Here is a 14,462-nt window from a genome sequence, read left to right on the forward strand (position 1 = left end):
CATGGGGCGTCACAGCATGGGTTACGCCGCTGCGCGGCTAACCCATCCTACGAATTGCGGCGTGGCGGCTTATTGCACCAGGCCAAATTCGCCAGCCAATGCCTTGTATTCCTCAACTTGCTTGAAGACCAAGGCTTTCAGCTCGTCGCCAGTGACCGACAGTGGCAGCAGGTCGCGCTGTTCACGCAGGGTGGCGAAGTCTTCACGGGCGAGCAGGCTGTCGAACTGCTGTTTCCACCAGTTGTACTGCTCGTCGCTGACCTCTGGGCCCATGTAGAAGCCACGGATTACCGGCCAGACGATGTCGTAGCCCTGTTCCTTGGCGGTGGGAATGTCGGCCAGTTTGCCCGGCAGGCGTTCATCGGAGAGCACGGCGAGGATGCGCACTTTCTTCGCCGCCAGCTGCGGGGTGACTTCGCCCAGGCCGCTGGAGGTGACCTGCACATGGCCGCCGAGCATGGCGGTGAGGGTTTCGCCGCCGCCTTCGAAGGCCACGTAACGCAGGTTTTTCGGGTCGATGCCGGCCAGGCGGGCGATCAGCGCGGTCTGCATCCAGTCCTGGCCGCCGATGGTGGCGCCGGCCCCGAAGACGATGCTCGAGGGGTCCTTCTTCAGCGCTTGCACCAGGTCGTCGAGGTTCTGGTAGGGCGAGTCGGCGCGCACGGTGATCGCACCATAGTCGGTGCCGACCGCGGCCAGCCAGCGCACGCCGGTTTCGTCGTAACGGCCGAACTTGCCTTGCGCCAGGTTGAGCAGGGAGCCGCTGGAGAACGCGGTGATGGTGCCCGGGTCATCGGCACGCTGGGCGATCACGGCGTTGTAGGCCACCGCACCGACACCACCGGGCATATAGGTGACGCGCATCGGCGCTTTCAGCAGGCCACTGTCTTTCAGGCCGCTCTGCGCCAGTTTGCAGGTCAGGTCGAAACCGCCGCCGGGCTTGGCCGGAGCGATACATTCCGGGCGCTTGGGTTCGGCAGCCAGCAGTTGGCCGGCGAAGGCCATGCAGGCAGTGGCCAGGGCGATGCGGGTAAAGGCAGTTTTCATGGTGTGTTCCTCTGAGTTCTTATTGTTTACCAGATCGGCAGGGTATAGCCGACGATCACGCGGTTCTCGTCCGCATCGCGGGCGAAGTCGGAATGGAAGCTGGCGTTGCGCAGGCGCACGTAGACATCTTTCAGCGGGCCGCTTTGCACCACGTACTTGACCTCGATATCGCGCTCCCACTCACCGCCGCTGTCATCAGTGCCAGCGATTTGCGCGTCGCTGCCTTTGATATAGCGGGTCATAAAGCTCAGGCCGGGAACGCCGAGCTTGGCGAAGTCATAGTCGTAACGGGCCTGCCAGGAACGCTCGTCGGCGTTGGCGAAGTCGTTGATCTGCACGAAGTTGACCAGGAACGGGTCGCTGCCATCGATATAGGCGTAACCGGTGTCGCCGCTCATGTCCTGCAAGCCCAGGCCCAGTTTGTGGCCGTCGATGGCGTAGCTGAGCATGGCGTTGAACGCACGGTTGTCGATCTTGCCGGCATTGGATGCGCCGCTGTCCTTGCTCAGCATCATCCGTACATCGGCGCTGAGGGTGCCGCTGCCCAGCGGCTGGCTGGCGAGCAGGCCGAAGAAGTGCTGACGGTAGATATCGTCGAGGTCGGCGAAGTAGTAGCGGCCTTTGAGCTGCTTGTTGAAGCTGTAATCCAGGCCCATCAGGTCCAGATGATCAGCGGTGATGCCGGCGGCGAAGCGGCGGTTCTTGCTGTTGAGGATCAACTCTTCGGAGTTGGTCGAAGCGCGGTCGATCACCTTGTCCAGGCGTCCGCCGATAAAGCTCAGGCCGTCGAGTTCGCTGGAGGTCAGCAGGCCGCCTTCGAACACCTGCGGTAGCAGCCGGCTGTCGCTGGCCTTGACCACGGGCAGTTCGGGGATGTGCGAGCCGTAGCGCAGCTCGGTATTGGCGAGCTTGACCTTGGCGGTCAGGCCCAGGCGGCCGAACTGATCCGGAGTGCCGCCATCGTCTTGTACGGGGAGCAGGTCGGTACCGGTGCGGCCGCCGCCGGAATCCAGCTTGACCCCAACCAGGCCCAGGGCATCGAGGCCGAAACCCACGGTGCCTTCGCTGTAGCCGGACTGGACGTCGAGCCAGAAGCCCTGGCCCCACTCTTCACGCTTGTTCTGCTGGCTGCTTGTACCTTCGCGGAAATCACGATTGAGGTAGATATTGGTCGTGGTCAGGCTGGCCGTGCTGTCGGCGACAAAGTCGGCGTGGGCAGCGGGGGCGAGCAGGGCCATGCTGATGGCCAGGCTAAGCAGGTGTACAGGCGCAAGTGCCCGATGAGATGCAGTCGGCATCCTGTGGTCTCCATTGTTGTTTTTGTCACGGCTGCGCACCACTGCGTCAGTCGTTCAGATCGGTGGATCGAGCCACCTGAAACCGATGCTAGGGGGTCAAGCTTTCACCAGGCTTTCAGCTTGAAAGAAAATGGCCGGTGCGCTCGCATTGGCTTTTGCGCCGTTACACTGGGCGCATAACAACAAATTCATGGAGTGCAATTACCGTGCGAATCCTGCTGGTCGAGGACCATCTGCCCCTGGCTGAAAGCGTGGCCCAGGCCCTGCGTGGCAGCGGGCTTACCGTGGACGTGCTGCATGACGGCGTCGCCGCCGATCTGGCCCTGGCCAGCGAGGATTACGCCCTGGCGATTCTCGATATCGGCCTGCCGCGCCTGGACGGTTTTCAGGTGTTGGCGCGCCTGCGTGAGCGCGGCAAGACCCTGCCGGTGCTGATGCTCACTGCCCGTGGCGAGGTCAAGGACCGCGTACATGGCCTCAATCTGGGCGCCGATGATTACCTGGCCAAACCCTTCGAACTGAGCGAGCTGGAGGCGCGGGTCAAGGCATTGCTACGCCGTACCGTGCTCGGCGGCGAACGCCAGCAGCGTTGCGGCAATTTGCTGTATGACCTGGATACCCGGCGCTTCACCCTGGCCGATGCCCTGCTGACCCTGACCTCCCGCGAACAGGCGGTGCTGGAGGCAATGATTGCCCGGCCTGGGCGGGTGATGAGCAAGGAGCAATTGGCCGCCCAGGTGTTCGGCCTGGATGAGGAGGCCAGCAGCGACGCCATCGAAATCTACGTGCACCGTCTGCGCAAAAAACTCGAAGGTGGCGGAGTGCGTATCGTCACTTTCCGTGGTTTGGGTTATCTCTTGGAGGCTGTGGGTGACTGATTATCGGCAGCCCGCAACACCCGAGCCGGGCAGCCTGCGCGGGCGGCTGCTGCGCCGCCTGGCGCTGCTGCTAGCGTTGATTCTGCTGGTTAGCAGCCTGAGCGCCTACTGGAGCGCTCGGCAGGCTGCCGATACTGCCTATGACCGCACCCTGCTGGCCTCGGCGCGGGCGATTGCCGACGGGTTGTACGCCACCGCCGAACGGCTGAATGCCAACGTGCCCTATGTGGCGCTGGATACCTTCGCCTACGACAGTGCCGGGCGCATCTACTACCAGGTGCTGGATGTGCAGGGCGCACTGGTGTCCGGCTACGAAGACCTGCCGCCGCCACCGCCCGGCACCAAGCGCACCGAGGATTACCCGGCGCTGGCGCATTTCTACGATGGCGAATACCGCAACCAGGGCGTGCGGGTGGTCAGCCTACTGCAGCCGGTCAGCGAGCCAGGGGTCAATGGCGTGGCGGAAATTCGCGTGGCGGAAACCCAGGGTGCGCGTGAACGCATGGCTCGTGAGTTATTGCTTGGCACCTTAGTGCGCATGGGCGTGCTGTCACTGAGTGCCTTGCTGCTGGTGTGGCTGGCGGTAAGCGCTGCGCTGCGCCCGCTGGAGGCCTTGCGCCGCAGCGTGGCGGCGCGTACCAGCGAGGATCTGCAGCCGCTGTCGGCTGTCGGCATGCCGCGTGAGCTGCGCCCACTGATCGATGCGCTGAACCAGTTCAATGACCGCCTGCACAACCTGTTCGAACGTCAGTCGCAATTTATTGCCGATGCCTCCCATGAGCTGCGCACGCCCCTGGCGGCGCTCAAGGCGCGGGTCGAACTAGGCCTGCGCGCGCAGGAACCGGCAACCTGGCGCAGCACCCTGGAAGAAGCGGCGCAGAACACCGACAAACTCACCCATCTGGCCAATCAATTGCTTTCGCTGGCGCGTATCGAAAGCGGCGCGCGGGCGATTGCCGAGGGCGGTGCGCAGCGACTTGACCTCAGTCAACTGGCGCGCGAACTGGGGATGGCGCTGGCGCCGCTGGCCCATGCACGGGGCATCGCCCTGGCGCTGGAGGCCGAGCAGCCGGTGTGGGTCAGCGGTGAGCCGACGCTACTCAACGAGCTGCTGTGCAACCTGCTGGATAACGCCCTGGCGCACACCGCAGCCGGCGGCAATGTGATTCTGCGGGTCTTGTCGGCCGGGGTGCTGGAGGTTGAGGACGACGGCCCGGGGATTCCGCCAGAAGAATATGAGCGGGTGTTTGCGCGCTTCTATCGGCGCAGCAACAAGGGCTCGGGGGCGGGCTTGGGCTTGGCGATTGTCGGTGAGATCTGCCGCGCCCATCAGGCCGAGATCAGCCTGCATCAGGCGCAGCCGCAGGGTTTGCTGGTGCGTGTCGCGTTTGCCAGCGCGCAGGCTTGAATCAGGGCGCCAGGCTAAGCGGTTGCTGGATTTCCAATAGGTATTGGGCAACCTTGCCGCTTTCACGCAGTTGCGCCAGGCCCTGGTTGAAGCGGGCGATCAGCTCGGCATTGCCGGGGACTTTCCGCGAGAGCAGCAGGTGCAGGCTGTCACTGCGCAGGGGCTTGGGGTGAAAGCTCAGTTGCGCACGCTCGGCGGCGCTGAAGTGCTGATGCAGCATGTCGAAGCCGACCACCTTGTCCATCGGGAACAGATCGACACGACCGGCAAGCAGTTGGCGAAACGCGGTTTCATCGCTGGTCACCCGATTGACCCGCAGTTGCCCGCTGGCTTCGGCTTGCTGAAAAGCCTCACCGTAGTCATAGCCACGGGTGCCGGCCAGGCGCCGGCCTTGCAAGTCGGCGACCTGCTGCCAATCAAAGCTGTAGCTCTTGCGGTGGAACAGGTAGTAACCGCTTTCCACCACCGGGTCGCTGATAAAGAACTTTTCCTCACGTTCGCGGCTGCGCAACCAGACCGCGCTGCCGTCGCGTTGGCCGCGCTCGGCCAGTTGCAGCGAACGTGCCCAGGGGTGGAACTCCCAGGCCACATCAACCCCCTGCAGGGCAAAGGCTTCGGCGACGATGCGCGAGGCGACGCCCTTGTGCGGCAGCTGATCGCCCAGATACGGCGGCCATTCGCCGTTGGTCAGGCGCACTGAGTCGGCTACAGCGAAACCAGCGCAGAACAGGCTGAACAGGACAGATAACAGCAGGGTGCGCATGAGCCGTATGCCGATTGCGGGGACTGCGTTCAGTCTAGTTGCATTCGGCTGCATGCGCGTGAGGGGCGTTATTGGAGCATGCTCATGGCTGCTTCCATGGCGGCGGAGAGGTCTTCGTCTTCGTTCAGGTTCTGGCTCGGGTCCAGGCCCAGCTTACGGAACGCCGGAATCTGGCTCCAGTCCAGCTGGGTGTAAGGGTGTTCGCTGCCCAGGTAGCTCTGCAGGGTGGCGACCTGGACGATATCGACATAATCGACCTTGGCGCTGTCGCGGCTGAAGTCCAGGTACTGGCCGGGCACCATGGCAATCAGCTCGGGGAACTCCCAGGTGCGCAGAATCTTGTCGCCGATGATCGGGTGGATCTGCTCGATCACATGGTTGAGGCTGATCGAGTCGGCCAGCAGTTCGCTGTGCTCTTCGGCGTAGGTGAGGATCGGCAGCACACCGATCTGGTGCACCAGGCCGGCAAGGGTGGCCTGATCAGGCAGCAAGCGCGTGTAGTGTTTGCACAGAACGTGGCAGATGCCGGCGATTTCCGTGCTTTTGTTCCACACTTCGCGCATTTTGCGGTCGACCACGTCGCTGGTGGCCTGGAACATCTGCTCCATCGCCAGGCCCGTGGCCAGGTTGCAGGTGTAGTTGATGCCGAGGCGGCTTACGGCCATTTGCAGGTCGGTGATTTCCTTATTGGTGCGCAGCAGTGGGCTGTTCACCACCTTGATGATGCGCGCGGTAAGGGCCGCATCGTTGCCGATCACCTTACTCAGTTGTGCGATGCCAATGTCCGGGTTCTCTGCCGCTTCGCGGACTTTTAGCGCGACTTCCGGCAGGGTTGGCAGTACCAGTTCGTCTCCGTCGATGGCCTGGATCAGTTCCTTTTGGACTTTCTCGGCAAGCTTGCTCATGGACAATTCTCTTTAGGCGGTCAGGCAATAATAAATGGAGTAAGGGCTTAGCGCTGGATTTCGCGGTCTGAATCCAGTGTATATGGCAAATCGAGCACGCTCAGCGTGCTGCCTGCGGCAGAGCCCAGGTGAATAACGCCATTGAGCGCAGCATCGTCCTGCAAGACGGCAAGCAGTTCGACGCCGGCCGGGCTGCGCGCGGCCAGCACCACCTCGCCGACGCTGGAGGCATGCGTGGGCGAAAACAGCGCCGTGGCAGGCTCTGGCACCTGGCTGTCATGCAGCTCCAGGCGATACAGGCGGCGTTTGAGTTTGCCCAGGTACTGCATGCGCGCGACGATTTCCTGGCCGGTGTAGCAGCCTTTTTTGAAGCTCACGCCGCCTACGGCCTGCAGGTTGAGCATCTGCGGAATAAACAGCTCGCGGGTGCTGCCCATGACCTGGCCGATACCGGCGCGCACTTGCGCCAGTAGCCAGTCGTTGAGCGATGCTTCAGGTAATTGTGCGGCCAGCTGAGCTTTTACCGCGTCGGCCTGGGTGGCCGGCAGCCAGAGTTCGGCGCGGCCATCGCTTAGGCGCACGGCCAACAGTTCATCGCGGCGCGCGGCGCTGTCAGCGGCTTCTGCGAGTTGCAGACCGAGGCTGTGCAGGGCCGCATCGCCGCCGCTCAGGCCGATACGCAGCCAGTCCTGGCTTTCGTCGGTGAGTTTGGATTTGCTGAAGACGGCGTATTTCTTCAAGTCAGTCAGCTGTGCTTCCAGCAGCTCGCTGGCCATGGCCAGCAGGTAGCCGTCAGCAACGCTGACGATGCGAAAGCTCGACTGCATGCGGCCCTTGGGGGTGCAGCGCGCGCCCAGGCTGGAGTGGCTGTCGCTCAGGTAGTTGAGGTTGCAGGTGACCTGGCCCTGGAGAAATTTGTTGGCGTCCGGGCCGCGCACGGCAAGGATGCCTTCGTGGCTGAGGGTGCAGAAAAACGCGGTATCGGCCATGGTGGATTAGGTATCGCTGGCTAAAAGTTAGGGGGCTCATCATAGAGCGCGCCTCGTGCCTTGTCAGCGCTTGCCGCTGCTTCGCTTGAGGGCATTGCCTGGTCGGCTGATGCGCGCGGTCAACAGGGACGCTTTTCATCGGTATACTGCACGCCTTATCCAAGGAGCATACCCATGGTTGACTCGGTTGAACTCAATCGGCTTTTTTGGCACAGCCGCCGCGGCATGCTGGAGCTGGATGTGCTGCTGGTGCCGTTCGTCAGGGAGGTGTACCCGCACCTCGATGAGGCGGACCGCGAGCGCTATCGCAAGCTGCTCGAATGTGAGGATCAGGACATGTTCGGCTGGTTTATGCAGCGGGGCGAGCCGGAAGATGCCGATCTCAAGCGTATGGTGCGGATGATTCTGGACCGTGTCCAGCCGCAGTGACGCCTTCGAATGCCGGTGGCAGCCTTCACGGCAGCTACTGGTCTGCTATGCCCTGATCCAGGGATTAGCGCTGCTTAGCCTGGCGCGGGTGGATATTGCGCTGTGGGTGCTTTTGCTCGGGATTGGCTTCTGTCTCGCCCATGCCGCCTGGGTGCTACCGCGACATTTGCGGCTCAGTTCGCCGCAGGCCTACCGAGCGCTGCGCTGCACGGCCGAGGGTTGGCAGGTGCACAGTGCGGCGCAGGGCTGGCAGGCCATCGAGTTGCACCCCGATAGCCTGGCTTTACCGCTGATCGTGCTGTTGCGCTTTCGTCTGGCCGGGCAGCGTCGTGTGCGCTCGCTGTGCATCGCCCGCGACAGCCTGGCGCGGGATCAGCACCGACGCCTACGGGTGCGGCTTAAATTCAGTCGCCATAGGTGGGCGGTAGCAGAATAGTGTCCTTGGCCTCGGCCAACTGCTGCGGGTAGTCCAGGGTGTAGTGCAGGCCACGGCTTTCGTGGCGCAGCATGGCCGAGCGGATCATCAGCTCGGCGACCTGAGCCAGGTTGCGCAGCTCGATCAGGTCGCGGCTGACCTTGTAGTTGCTATAGAACTCGTGAATTTCATCGAGCAGCAGGCGTACCCGGTGCTCGGCACGCTGCAGGCGCTTGTTGGTGCGCACGATGCCGACGTAGTCCCACATAAAGCGCCGCAGTTCGTCCCAGTTGTGCGCAATGATCACGTCTTCATCGGAGTCGGTGACCTGGCTGGCGTCCCAGCTGGGCAGTTCGCTTGGCATGCTGATCTGTTCCAGCTGAGCGAGGATGTTCTCCGCCGCCGAGCGGGCATAGACAAAGCATTCCAGCAGCGAGTTGCTGGCCATGCGGTTGGCGCCGTGCAGGCCGGTGAAGCTGGTTTCGCCGATGGCATACAGGCCCGGTACATCGGTGCGACCGCTCTGGTCGACCAGCACGCCGCCGCAGGTGTAATGCGCCGCCGGTACCACCGGTATCGGTTCTTGGGTGATGTCGATGCCGAAGTCCAGGCAGCGCTCATACACGGTGGGGAAGTGCGACTTCACAAAATCAGCCGGTTTATGGCTGATGTCGAGGAACACGCAGTCGATCCCCAGGCGCTTCATCTCATGGTCGATGGCGCGGGCCACGATATCCCGTGGTGCCAGTTCGGCGCGCTCATCGAAGCGCGGCATAAAACGTTCGCCATTGGGTAGCTTGAGCAGTGCACCCTCACCGCGCAGCGCCTCGGTGACCAGAAAGCTCTTGGCTTTGGGGTGATACAGGCAGGTCGGGTGGAACTGGTTGAACTCCAGGTTGCCGACCCGGCAGCCGGCGCGCCAGGCCATGGCGATGCCGTCGCCACAGGCACCGTCCGGGTTGCTGGTGTAGAGATAAACCTTGGCCGCGCCGCCGGTGGCGAGAATCACGAAACGCGCGCTGAAGGTGTCGACTTCGCCCGTGCTGCGATCCAGCACGTATGCGCCCAGGCAGCGCTGGCCATCCAGGCCGAGTTTGCGCTCGGTGATCAGGTCGACGGCCACGCGCTGCTCCAGCAGTTCGATATTGCTGCGCTGGCGGGTTTGTTCCAGCAAGGTATTGAAGATCGCCGCACCCGTGGCGTCGGCGGCATGAATGATGCGCCGGTGGCTGTGGCCGCCTTCGCGGGTCAGGTGGAATTCGAAGCCGCCGTCTTCGCGGGCGGTCTGGTCGTCGCGGGTAAAGGGTACGCCCTGGTCGATCAGCCACTGGATGGCTTCGCGGCTGTGCTCCACGGTAAAGCGCACGGCGTCCTCGCGGCACAGGCCACCGCCGGCATTGAGGGTGTCCTCGACATGCGACTCAATGGTGTCGGTATCATCCAGCACCGCCGCCACGCCACCTTGCGCCCAGTAGGTCGAGCCGTTGGACAGGTTGCCCTTGCTCAGTACGGCAATGCGCAGGTGCTCAGGCAGTGTGAGGGCCAGGGTCAGGCCGGCGGCGCCGCTACCGATAACCAGAACGTCGTGTTGGTAATGTTGGCTCATGTCCGAATTCCGCGAAAGGCGGGCTCTAGTATATAGAGGGGGGCGGCGGCACAATAGCCGGCTTATGACCAAGTGCGTTGCTCGGGAACTTTTTAAGTGTTTCGGGTTTCATAGGCGGTTGTTTAGGTGGTAAGTCGCCTGTGTCGGGCGGCTTTGCAGCGGGCCTGCGGTTTTTGCCTAGCCGGCGGGTGATCCAGACTACAAGCGCAGCAGGGGAATCCCTTTGCTGCGCTGTTCCGTGCAGGGCTTTTAAGTGCTCTGCAGGAAGCTTGTTTGAGGGAGAGAACTTTTGCGCAATGCCCAAGTCTACTTTGGCAGACCGAGTAAAGGGTTGGTGTTGCGCTCCTTCAAACCTTATGAGGAGTTTTCATGCTAACCCAGGAAGATGATCAGCAACTGGTTGAGCGCGTACAGCGTGGCGACAAGCGTGCATTTGATCTATTGGTGCTCAAGTATCAGCACAAGATTCTCGGGTTGATCGTGCGTTTTGTGCATGACACCCATGAGGCGCAGGATGTGGCGCAGGAAGCCTTTGTCAAGGCGTACCGGGCGTTGGGTAATTTTCGTGGCGACAGCGCGTTCTACACATGGCTGTACCGCATCGCCATCAACACGGCGAAGAACCATCTGGTGTCGCGTGGTCGGCGCCCGCCAGACAGTGATGTGAGTGCCGAGGATGCCGAGTTCTATGACGGCGATCACGCCCTCAAGGACATCGAGTCGCCGGAGCGCATTCTGTTGCGCGACGAAATCGAGGCCACCGTGCACCGCAGCATCGAGCAGTTGCCGGAAGATTTACGCACAGCGCTAACCTTGCGTGAATTTGACGGTCTGAGTTACGAGGACATTGCCAGCGTCATGCAATGCCCAGTCGGCACCGTGCGTTCGCGAATTTTCCGGGCGCGTGAGGCTATTGATCGATCCCTGCAGCCGTTGCTGCAGGAAACCTGAGACAGCGGCGTCAGCCAAGAGAGGAACCGCCATGAGTCGTGAAACCCTGCAGGAATCGCTGTCCGCGGTGATGGATAACCAAGCGGATGAACTTGAATTAAGGCGAGTGCTGGCGGCCAGTGATGACCCTGAGCTGCGCGCAACCTGGTCGCGTTACCAGATTGCACGGGCGGTCATGCATAAAGAGCTGCTTGAGCCGCGTCTGGATATTGCCGCTGCTGTGTCCGCCGCCCTGGCTGACGATGCGGCCCCAGTTGCGCAGCAGGTGCAGCGCGGCCCTTGGCGCACCGTAGGTCGCCTGGCTATTGCCGCATCGGTTACCGTGGCGGTGCTGGCGGGTGTGCGTCTGTACAACCAGGACGACATCACCGGTGCGCAGTTGGCGCAGCAGGCCAGTCAGCCGGTGCTGAATATTCCTCAGGTTAGCGGGCCGGCCATGCTGGCAGGCTTCAACAGCGCCGAAGAGCAGTCTGCTCCAGCGGCCAGCGCCGTGGGTCAAGGTCAGCCAGGCTGGCATGAGCAGCGGTTGCCGGCCTATCTGCGTCAGCATGCGCAGCAGGCAGCCATGAGTACGAGTGAGGGTGCGCTGCCTTACGCGCGCGCAGCCAGTCTGGAAAACCGTTAACGGCCCGTTGTTGAGGAGTTGCATGCGCTTTATTCCCTTAAGCGTTCTGTTGCTGGGCAGCTGCTTGGCGTTGCCGGCAGTTGCCGATGAAGGCCGTGCCTTGCTGCAGCGGTTGGCGGATGCCGAGCGCACGCAGAGTTTTCAGGGCACCTTTGTTTACGAGCGCAATGGCAGTTTTTCGACGCATAGCATCTGGCATCAAGTTGGCGAGGGCGGCGTACTGCGCGAGCGTCTGCTGCAACTGGACGGTTCCGCGCAGGAAGTGTTGCGCGTCGATGGGCAGGTGCAATGCGCCAGTGGTGCATTGGCCGACCAGTTGATCGACAGCCAGCTGTGGCCCGCTCGGGCGCTGAATGCCGAGCAGCTGAGTGAGTGGTATGAACTGCGTGTGCTCGGCAAGTCCCGTGTGGCGGGCCGAGCTACCAGCGTATTGGCGCTGGTGCCGCGCGATCAGCATCGTTATGGCATCGAACTGCACCTCGATCAGCAAACCGGCTTGCCGCTCAAGTCCTTGCTGGTCAATGACCAGGGGCAGTTGCTTGAGCGTTTTCAGTTTACCCAACTACAAACCGAACCCCCCGCAGCCTCCAACCTTGAGCCTGGCGCAGGCTGCCGTCCGGTGCGTTTGTCTGCCGCCCAGCTTGATGCGGTCGAGACCTGGCGTTCGGACTGGCTGCCGCCAGGCTTTAGCCTGAGCTCGGTGACCCAGCGCCGCAGCCCTGCATCGGACGAGCCAGTTGCCTGTCAGGTGTATGAAGATGGTCTGGCGCGTTTCTCCGTATTTATGGAGCCGCTGCGCGGCGCTGCTGTTGAGGATGCGCGCAGTCAGCTGGGGCCGACCGTAGCGGTTTCACGCCGGTTGAAGACCGCTGATGGCGACGTCATGGTCACCGTGGTCGGCGAAATCCCTTTGGGTACGGCTGAGCGAGTGGCCTTGTCCATGCGCTTGGCGGCCGAGGTGGCGCAGTGATCGAGGAGCAGGGGCGGGTCGTGGCTGTTGAGCCCGGCGCTGTGTGGGTCGAAACCCTGCGTAAAAGCACCTGCTCCAGTTGTTCGGTCAAGGCCGGGTGTGGTCAGGGTTTGCTTGATCAGTTCGGGGCAAGTGGCCGACGTGGCTATGTCCGTGCACTGTCGGACCTGCAGCTGAGTGTTGGCGATGTGGTGATTATCGGTGTGCGCGAAGAGCTGCTGGTGCGCGGTTCGCTGCTGGTTTATCTGCTGCCGTTGCTCGGGCTGTTTGCTGCGGCTGTGCTGGCTGAGCAGGCGGGCTTGAGCGAGCCTTGGGTGATCCTCAGTGCACTGTGCGGTTTTCTGTTTGCCTGCTGCGCGGTACGCTGGCGCAGCCGTGTTACGGCCGGTGATCCGGCCTTGCAGCCTGTGGTGTTGCGTGCGTTGCTTGGTGGTGCCGCAGCAGCGTTTTAAGACTTTTGCTGGCCTGATGGGGAGTTGTATGTCGAAGCCTGGTCTGAAATTTTCATTTATCGCGTTATTTGCCGTGCTGCTGATGGGGCAGGCGCTGTTCGCTCAGGCGAGCCTGCCGGACTTCACTGAGCTGGTTGAGCAGGCGTCACCGGCGGTCGTCAATATCAGTACGCGGCAGAAGATGCCGGATCGTGCGGTGGCCGGCAGTGGTCAGCTCAACATGCCTGACCTGGAAGGCATGCCGCCGATGTTTCGCGAGTTCTTCGAGCGCAATATTCCTCAGGTTCCGCGCGCGCCTGGCGGTGGTCGACAGCGTGAGGCCCAGTCGCTGGGTTCGGGCTTTATCATTTCCGCTGATGGCTACGTCCTGACCAATAACCATGTGATTGCCGATGCCGATGAAATCATCGTGCGCCTGTCGGACCGCAGTGAGCTGGAAGCCAAGCTGATTGGCACCGATCCACGCAGCGATGTGGCGCTGCTCAAGGTTGAGGGGGCTGGCCTGCCAACCGTCAAGCTGGGTAAATCGGAAGACCTTAAAGTCGGTGAGTGGGTCCTGGCTATTGGTTCGCCCTTCGGCTTCGATCACTCGGTGACCGCCGGCATCGTCAGCGCCAAGGGTCGCAGCCTGCCGAATGAGAGCTATGTGCCCTTTATTCAGACTGATGTGGCGATCAATCCGGGTAACTCCGGCGGTCCGCTGTTTAACCTGGCCGGCGAAGTGGTTGGTATCAATTCGCAGATTTTCACTCGTTCCGGCGGCTTTATGGGGCTGTCGTTTGCCATTCCGATGAGCGTGGCCATGGATGTGGCCGATCAGCTCAAGGCGGAAGGCAAGGTCAGCCGCGGCTGGCTGGGTGTGGTGATTCAGGAAGTGAACAAGGATCTGGCCGAGTCGTTTGGCCTGGATAAGCCGGCTGGCGCGCTGGTGGCGCAGGTGCTAGAGGAAGGTCCGGCTGCCAAAGGCGGCTTGCAGGTCGGCGATGTGATTCTCAGCCTGGACGGTAAACCGATCATCATGTCCGCCGATTTGCCGCATCTGGTCGGTGCGCTCAAGCCGGGTACCAGTGCCGAGCTGGATGTGGTGCGCGATGGTGCGCGCAGGAAGCTGGAAGTGAGCATCGGCGCGCTGCCTGAAGACGGTGAAGCCCTGGCGGGTGCTGCAGCACCTGGGGTTGAACGCAGCAGTAACCGCCTGGGCGTCAAGGTGGTTGAGCTGACTGCCGAGCAGCAGAAGAGCCTTGATCTGAAAGGCGGCGTGGTGATTTCCGAGGTACAGGACGGCCCGGCGGCACTGATCGGCCTGCGTCCGGGCGATGTGATCACTCATCTGAACAATCAGGCGATTGATTCGGCCAAGACCTTTACTCAGGTGGCGCAGGCGTTGCCGAAGAATCGTTCGGTGTCGATGCGTGTGCTGCGTCAGGGGCGCGCCAGCTTTATCACCTTTAAACTGGCCGACTAACGGCCCTGGCTGGCTAAAAGGGCGACTTCGGTCGCCCTTTTACATGTGGTCTTTTGACACAGTGCTGCCGTGCGGCCTTGATGACGTGCAAGGTGGCTTTCGGGTACACTTCGCGGCTATTTTCGGCGGGCAGTCGCCTGCGACCTTTTTGAGTGTTGATCCGTGAGTGATTTGAGTCATATCCGCAATTTCTCCATCATCGCCCACATTGACCACGGCAAGTCGACCCTGGCCGACCGGTTTATCCAGATGTGTGGCGGC

General features: G+C 62.2%; 16 protein-coding genes. 10 read left to right on the forward strand and 6 right to left on the reverse strand.

Annotated elements, in window-relative coordinates:
• Positions 1 to 69 precede the first annotated feature (69 nt).
• Both WA145_RS12800 and WA145_RS12805 read right to left on the reverse strand, forming a co-directional pair.
• Positions 70 to 1,047 (reverse strand): Bug family tripartite tricarboxylate transporter substrate binding protein, encoded by a 978-nt coding sequence (locus WA145_RS12800; protein ID WP_422581940.1) that lies wholly within the window; start codon positions 1,045 to 1,047, stop codon positions 70 to 72.
• A 26-nt stretch (positions 1,048 to 1,073) separates the two neighbouring features.
• Complete coding sequence (locus WA145_RS12805) at positions 1,074 to 2,345, reverse strand: OprD family porin (protein WP_422581941.1); 1,272 nt, start codon at positions 2,343 to 2,345, stop codon at positions 1,074 to 1,076.
• A 206-nt stretch (positions 2,346 to 2,551) separates the two neighbouring features.
• Between WA145_RS12805 and WA145_RS12810 the strand changes: the two genes are divergently transcribed.
• Both WA145_RS12810 and WA145_RS12815 read left to right on the forward strand, forming a co-directional pair.
• Positions 2,552 to 3,223 (forward strand): response regulator, encoded by a 672-nt coding sequence (locus tag WA145_RS12810; protein WP_422581942.1) that lies wholly within the window; start codon positions 2,552 to 2,554, stop codon positions 3,221 to 3,223.
• Positions 3,216 to 4,631: a sensor histidine kinase gene (locus tag WA145_RS12815; protein WP_422581943.1), complete on the forward strand. Its 1,416-nt coding sequence runs from the start codon at positions 3,216 to 3,218 to the stop codon at positions 4,629 to 4,631. The genes WA145_RS12810 and WA145_RS12815 overlap by 8 nt, the downstream gene beginning before the upstream one ends.
• 1 nt (position 4,632) lies before the next feature.
• Here the strand turns inward: WA145_RS12815 and WA145_RS12820 are convergent, their stop codons facing one another.
• The 3 genes from WA145_RS12820 to WA145_RS12830 form a co-directional block, all read right to left on the reverse strand.
• Complete coding sequence (locus WA145_RS12820; RefSeq protein WP_422581944.1) at positions 4,633 to 5,394, reverse strand: substrate-binding periplasmic protein; 762 nt, start codon at positions 5,392 to 5,394, stop codon at positions 4,633 to 4,635.
• A 68-nt stretch (positions 5,395 to 5,462) separates the two neighbouring features.
• Complete coding sequence (locus tag WA145_RS12825) at positions 5,463 to 6,299, reverse strand: HDOD domain-containing protein (RefSeq protein WP_422581945.1); 837 nt, start codon at positions 6,297 to 6,299, stop codon at positions 5,463 to 5,465.
• 47 nt (positions 6,300 to 6,346) lie between these two features.
• Positions 6,347 to 7,288, reverse strand: a complete 942-nt coding sequence (locus WA145_RS12830) for a YgfZ/GcvT domain-containing protein (protein WP_422581946.1) — start codon at positions 7,286 to 7,288, stop codon at positions 6,347 to 6,349.
• Between the two features lie 174 nt (positions 7,289 to 7,462).
• Between WA145_RS12830 and WA145_RS12835 the strand changes: the two genes are divergently transcribed.
• Together WA145_RS12835 and WA145_RS12840 are read left to right on the forward strand one after the other, a co-directional pair.
• Positions 7,463 to 7,717 carry a succinate dehydrogenase assembly factor 2 gene (locus WA145_RS12835; protein WP_275963009.1) on the forward strand — a complete coding sequence of 85 codons (255 nt, stop codon included), beginning with the start codon at positions 7,463 to 7,465 and terminating at the stop codon, positions 7,715 to 7,717.
• Positions 7,701 to 8,153 (forward strand): protein YgfX, encoded by a 453-nt coding sequence (locus tag WA145_RS12840; protein ID WP_422581947.1) that lies wholly within the window; start codon positions 7,701 to 7,703, stop codon positions 8,151 to 8,153. The genes WA145_RS12835 and WA145_RS12840 overlap by 17 nt, the downstream gene beginning before the upstream one ends.
• On the opposite strand, the gene nadB is transcribed toward WA145_RS12840, so the two are convergent.
• Positions 8,122 to 9,738, reverse strand: coding sequence for an L-aspartate oxidase (gene nadB / locus WA145_RS12845; RefSeq protein ID WP_422581948.1), 1,617 nt, complete (start codon positions 9,736 to 9,738; stop codon positions 8,122 to 8,124). The two genes, WA145_RS12840 and nadB, sit on opposite strands and share 32 nt — an antisense overlap.
• A gap of 369 nt (positions 9,739 to 10,107) precedes the next feature.
• Between nadB and rpoE the strand changes: the two genes are divergently transcribed.
• From rpoE to WA145_RS12875, 6 genes are all read left to right on the forward strand, one after another.
• Positions 10,108 to 10,689: an RNA polymerase sigma factor RpoE gene (gene rpoE, locus WA145_RS12850; protein ID WP_422581949.1), complete on the forward strand. Its 582-nt coding sequence runs from the start codon at positions 10,108 to 10,110 to the stop codon at positions 10,687 to 10,689.
• A 31-nt stretch (positions 10,690 to 10,720) separates the two neighbouring features.
• On the forward strand, positions 10,721 to 11,314 hold the full coding sequence (locus tag WA145_RS12855; RefSeq protein ID WP_422581950.1) for a sigma-E factor negative regulatory protein: 594 nt from the start codon (positions 10,721 to 10,723) through the stop codon (positions 11,312 to 11,314).
• A gap of 22 nt (positions 11,315 to 11,336) precedes the next feature.
• Entirely contained in the window at positions 11,337 to 12,284 is a 948-nt protein-coding gene (locus WA145_RS12860; RefSeq protein ID WP_422581951.1) for a MucB/RseB C-terminal domain-containing protein, read from the forward strand.
• Positions 12,281 to 12,736, forward strand: a complete 456-nt coding sequence (locus WA145_RS12865; RefSeq protein ID WP_422581952.1) for a SoxR reducing system RseC family protein — start codon at positions 12,281 to 12,283, stop codon at positions 12,734 to 12,736. The genes WA145_RS12860 and WA145_RS12865 overlap by 4 nt, the downstream gene beginning before the upstream one ends.
• An 82-nt stretch (positions 12,737 to 12,818) precedes the next feature.
• Positions 12,819 to 14,201, forward strand: coding sequence for a DegQ family serine endoprotease (locus WA145_RS12870; RefSeq protein WP_422581955.1), 1,383 nt, complete (start codon positions 12,819 to 12,821; stop codon positions 14,199 to 14,201).
• 162 nt (positions 14,202 to 14,363) lie between these two features.
• On the forward strand, positions 14,364 to 14,462 hold a 99-nt coding region (locus WA145_RS12875; protein WP_422581956.1), incomplete at its 3' end, for a GTP-binding protein.

This window comes from Pseudomonas sp. (assembly GCF_049301935.1).
GTDB lineage: Bacteria > Pseudomonadota > Gammaproteobacteria > Pseudomonadales > Pseudomonadaceae > Aquipseudomonas.

Excerpts from the sequence above, each read along its gene's own strand:
- WA145_RS12835 (WP_275963009.1), top strand. The coding sequence starts at position 7,463 with ATGGTTGACTCGGTTGAACTCAATCGGCTTTTTTGGCACAGCCGCCGC.
- WA145_RS12825 (WP_422581945.1), bottom strand. The coding sequence starts at position 6,299 with ATGAGCAAGCTTGCCGAGAAAGTCCAAAAGGAACTGATCCAGGCCATC.
- WA145_RS12870 (WP_422581955.1), top strand. The coding sequence starts at position 12,819 with ATGGGGCAGGCGCTGTTCGCTCAGGCGAGCCTGCCGGACTTCACTGAG.
- WA145_RS12830 (WP_422581946.1), bottom strand. The coding sequence starts at position 7,288 with ATGGCCGATACCGCGTTTTTCTGCACCCTCAGCCACGAAGGCATCCTT.
- WA145_RS12820 (WP_422581944.1), bottom strand. The coding sequence starts at position 5,394 with ATGCGCACCCTGCTGTTATCTGTCCTGTTCAGCCTGTTCTGCGCTGGT.
- rpoE (WP_422581949.1), top strand. The coding sequence starts at position 10,108 with ATGCTAACCCAGGAAGATGATCAGCAACTGGTTGAGCGCGTACAGCGT.
- WA145_RS12860 (WP_422581951.1), top strand. The coding sequence starts at position 11,337 with ATGCGCTTTATTCCCTTAAGCGTTCTGTTGCTGGGCAGCTGCTTGGCG.
- WA145_RS12855 (WP_422581950.1), top strand. The coding sequence starts at position 10,721 with ATGAGTCGTGAAACCCTGCAGGAATCGCTGTCCGCGGTGATGGATAAC.
- nadB (WP_422581948.1), bottom strand. The coding sequence starts at position 9,738 with ATGAGCCAACATTACCAACACGACGTTCTGGTTATCGGTAGCGGCGCC.
- WA145_RS12800 (WP_422581940.1), bottom strand. The coding sequence starts at position 1,047 with ATGAAAACTGCCTTTACCCGCATCGCCCTGGCCACTGCCTGCATGGCC.
- WA145_RS12805 (WP_422581941.1), bottom strand. The coding sequence starts at position 2,345 with ATGCCGACTGCATCTCATCGGGCACTTGCGCCTGTACACCTGCTTAGC.